The sequence below is a fragment of the Microbacterium sp. ZW T2_14 genome, assembly GCF_044987405.1.
Classification (GTDB): Bacteria; Actinomycetota; Actinomycetes; order Actinomycetales; family Microbacteriaceae; genus Microbacterium.
Genome location: NZ_JBJDRK010000113.1, coordinates 1 through 4,237, shown reverse-complemented (window position 1 = coordinate 4,237; position 4,237 = coordinate 1). Strand labels below are relative to the sequence as shown.

General features: G+C 70.3%; 3 protein-coding genes and 1 pseudogene. 2 read left to right on the top strand and 2 right to left on the bottom strand.

Annotated elements, in window-relative coordinates; all coding sequences use genetic code 11:
• Positions 1-46 precede the first annotated feature (46 nt).
• Together ACI3KY_RS20140 and katG are read left to right on the top strand one after the other, a co-directional pair.
• Complete coding sequence (locus ACI3KY_RS20140) at positions 47-520, top strand: Fur family transcriptional regulator (RefSeq protein WP_404931898.1); 474 nt, start codon at positions 47-49, stop codon at positions 518-520.
• 42 nt (positions 521-562) lie between these two features.
• Positions 563-2,872 (top strand): catalase/peroxidase HPI, encoded by a 2,310-nt coding sequence (gene katG / locus ACI3KY_RS20135; RefSeq protein ID WP_404931897.1) that lies wholly within the window; start codon positions 563-565, stop codon positions 2,870-2,872.
• A gap of 63 nt (positions 2,873-2,935) precedes the next feature.
• On the opposite strand, the gene aqpZ is transcribed toward katG, so the two are convergent.
• Positions 2,936-3,733 (bottom strand): aquaporin Z, encoded by a 798-nt coding sequence (aqpZ, locus tag ACI3KY_RS20130; protein WP_404931896.1) that lies wholly within the window; start codon positions 3,731-3,733, stop codon positions 2,936-2,938.
• Between the two features lie 258 nt (positions 3,734-3,991).
• Positions 3,992-4,237: pseudogene (locus ACI3KY_RS20125) on the bottom strand (DUF58 domain-containing protein); the annotation flags it as partial.

Genomic DNA, 4,237 nt, shown 5'->3' with positions numbered 1-4,237 from the left:
GTCTATCACTGTTTTGAATAGCTCAAAACAACGCTACGCTGGAGGGGTGAACCCGCCCGAGATCCTCGATGCTGCGGCTCGGCTGCGGGCGGCGGGACTGCGGGTCACCGATTCGCGGCGGGCGGTCGTCGAGGCGCTCATCGAGCGGCCCCACGCGAGCGCCGACGAGCTGTTCGGCATCGTCGCCCGGACGATTCCCGGCACGAGCCTGCAGTCGGTCTACAACGCGCTCAGCGACTTCGTCGACGCGGGGCTCGCCCGCCGGATCGAGCCGGCCGGCCGGCCCGGTCTGTTCGAACTGCGCGTCGACGACAACCACCACCACCTCGTCTGCTCCGAATGCGGCGCTGTCCAAGACGTCGACTGCGTCGTCGGGGATGCCCCATGCCTGACGCCCTCCGACGCCCACGGCTACGCGGTGCAGGTCGCCGAGGTGACCTTCTGGGGCGTATGCCCCTCGTGCGCCGCGGCGCGCGCCGACGGCGGCGAAATCGCGGCCCGCGTGCCCGCGGCATCCTGATCTCCTGTCCGAACCGCTAGCCCATCCGATGGAAGGAAGCTCATGACCGACACCAACGACACGATCCCGGAGATCGGCGAGAACCCCACCGACTCCGATCAGGCGGTCACGCCGATCGACACCCCGGTCGACGAGCGCGAGGACGGCGAGAGCCGCCCCCGTCCCAACGAGTCCGAGAGCTGCCCCGTGATCCACGGCGGCCAGCCCCACCCCACCACCGGTAACGCCAACAGCGTGTGGTGGCCCAACCAGCTGAACCTCAAGATCCTGGCCAAGAACCCCGCAGTCGCGAACCCCCTCGGCGCGGACTTCGACTACAAGGCCGCGTTCGAGTCGCTCGACCTCGCGGCGGTCAAGGCCGACATCGCCGAGACCCTCACCACCTCGCAGGACTGGTGGCCCGCCGACTTCGGCAACTACGGCCCCCTCATGATCCGCATGGCGTGGCACAGCGCGGGAACGTACCGCGTCACCGACGGTCGCGGCGGCGGCGGCGCCGGGCAGCAGCGGTTCGCGCCGCTGAACAGCTGGCCCGACAACGTCAACCTCGACAAGGCTCGCCGCCTGCTGTGGCCGGTCAAGAAGAAGTACGGCCAGTCGCTGTCGTGGGCCGACCTGATGATCCTCGCCGGCAACGTGGCGCTCGAGTCGATGGGCTTCCAGACGTTCGGCTACGCCGGTGGCCGCGCCGACGTGTGGGAGCCGGACGCCGACGTGTACTGGGGTCCCGAGACCACCTGGCTGGACGACGAGCGCTACTCGGGCGACCGCGAGCTCGAGAAGCCCCTCGCCGCCGTGCAGATGGGCCTCATCTACGTGAACCCCGAGGGTCCCAACGGCAACCCCGACCCGCTGGCGTCGGCGCGCGACATCCGCGAGACCTTCGGCCGCATGGCGATGGACGACGAGGAGACGGTCGCGCTCATCGCCGGTGGCCACACGTTCGGCAAGACGCACGGCGCCGCGCCCGACACCAACATCGAGGCCAACCCCGAGGCCGCCGGCCTCGAGCAGCAGGGCCTCGGCTGGAAGAACAACCACGGCACCGGGCACGGCGACGACACCATCACGTCGGGCCTCGAGGTCACGTGGACGTACCACCCCACGCGCTGGGACAACGAGTTCTTCCACATCCTCTACGCATACGAGTGGGAGCTCATGCGCAGCCCGGGCGGCGGCCACCAGTGGCGGCCCATCAACAACGGCGGCGCCGACATGGTGCCGCTGGCCCACTCCAACGGCCGTCGCGAGCCGCGCATGCTGACCAGCGATCTGGCGCTGCGCACCGACCCGGCGTACGACGCCATCTCGCGCCGCTTCAAGGACGACCCCGAGGCGTTCGCGGACGCGTTCGCCCGTGCGTGGTTCAAGCTCACGCACCGCGACATGGGTCCGATCGCCCGCTACCTCGGACCCGAGGTGCCGGCCGAGGAGCTGCTCTGGCAGGACCCCGTCCCCGCCGTCGACCACGAGCTGATCGACGCGGCGGACGCGGCGGCCCTCAAGACGCAGATCCTCGACTCGGGTCTCAGCGTCGCGGAGCTCGTCGAGACCACGTGGGCCGCGGCATCCTCGTTCCGCGGCAGCGACAAGCGGGGCGGCGTCAACGGCGCGCGCATCCGTCTGGCTCCGCAGAAGGACTGGGAGGTCAACAAGCCCGCCCAGCTCGCCACGGTGCTCGCGAAGCTCGAGCAGATCCAGGCGTCGTTCAACGACGGACGCACCGACGGCAAGAGGGTGTCGCTGGCAGACCTGATCGTGCTCGCCGGCAATGCGGCGGTCGAGAAGGCGGCGAAGGACGCCGGGGTCGAGGCCGAGGTGATCTTCCACCCGGGTCGCACCGACGCCACGCAGGAGCAGACCGACGTCGAGTCGTTCGCGTTCCTCGAGCCGATCACCGACGGGTTCCGCAACTACTACGGGCCGCGCGCGTTCATGCCCGAGGAGCACCACCTCATCGACCGGGCGAACCTGCTCACGCTGAGCGCTCCGGAGCTCACGGTGCTCGTGGGCGGTCTGCGCGTGCTCAGTGCGAACTGGGACGGCTCCGACTACGGCGTCTTCACCGACCGCAAGGGCGTGCTCACGAACGACTTCTTCGTGAACCTGCTCGACCTGGGCACGACGTGGAAGCCGCTCGACCCGGGCGCGCACGCGTTCTCGGGAGCGAAGGACGGCTCTGGCGAGCCTGTCGGCATCGGCACGCGCGTCGACCTTCTGTTCGCCTCGAACTCCGAGTTGCGCGCCGTCGCCGAGGTGTACGCCTCGGATGACGCGAACGAGAAGTTCGTGCGCGACTTCGTCAAGGCATGGGGCAAGGTCACCGAGCTCGACCGGTTCGACCTGGCCTGATCCGACACGCAGAAGAGCGGCCCGCCCCCGGAAGGGGCGGGCCGCTCTGTCGTGTGCGGGCGTCTACTCCACGCGCGCCTCCGCCTGCACCGGCGGCAGCGTGCCCTTGGGCTCGAACAGCGCGCGGTGCAGGAGGCCGGCGAGCAGACCGCCGACGATCGGGAACACGATGAACACCCACAGCTGCGAGAGCGGGCCGGGGCCGCCGTAGATCGCGGCGGCGATCGAGCGGGCCGGGTTCACCGACGTGTTGTCGATCGGGATGGAGATGAGGTGGATGAGGGTCAGCGTCAGGCCGATGGCCAGCGGCGCAAGCGCCGCGGTGCCCCGCGTGGAGTGCGTGACGCCCAGGATGATCAGCACGAAGATCGCGGTCAGCAGGATCTCGGCGATGATGGCGGCGCCGAGGCCGAAGCCGCCGGGGGAGCCGAAGTCGCCGGTGCCGTAGCCGTTCGACGCGAAGCCGCCGTCCTGCGCGTTGGCGAGCCAGTCGTCGGTGCCGAAGATGCCGATCAGCACGATGAGCGTCGTGCCCAGGGCGCCGCCGATGAGCTGCACGATGATGTACGGGATCGTGTTCTTCCACTCGAAGCGGCCCGCGGCGGCGAGTCCGAGCGTGATCGCGGGGTTGAAGTGGCCGCCCGAGACGGGGCCCCAGGCGTAGGCGCCGACTACGACGGTCAGGCCGAACGCGAGTGCGACGCCGACGAAGCCGACGCCGAGCGGGTTGGTCTCCGCATCCGCGGGGAAGTTGGCGGCGAACAGCGCGGTGCCGACGCCGCCGAAGACGAGCAGAAACGTTCCGAGAGCCTCCGCGACGAGTCTGTTCGCCGTGGTGGGCGGGATTGCGGTATCCGGCATGGCGGACTCCTTTCCTCGTCGTGAGGCTAGCGCTCCGTCCAGCAGTTTCCCAGGAACCGCGCGCGGAGTGTCGGTGTGTGACACCCGATGCCTCGAGGTTTCACGCCGTGTTCAGGCATTCGTCGCCGGCTCTTCCGGCATCCTGCCGCGTTTGGGGCGCGCGAGCTGCGTTCGGGGCGTTCGTCGCGCGCCCCGAACGTGCGCGGTGCGCCCCGAACGGGAGCGATAGTCGGATGCCGAGACCCGCGTCGTGCGTCGTCAGAGCCGCCCGGCGGCCTTGAGTGCGAGATAGCGGTCCGCGATGCGGGGCGGCAGGTCCTCGGACGTGGCTGCGATCGCCTCTCCGCCGGCGCGCCCGATGGATGAGGCGACGACCGCGGCGTCGTGCGAGGCCTGCTCGACGGCCGCGGCCCGGTAGACGTCGGCGGCGTCGGGGCGCTCGGGCAGGGGGTCGCGCTCGTCGGTCACGGCGCCGACGAGCACGTGCGCCCCGCGCGCCACCGC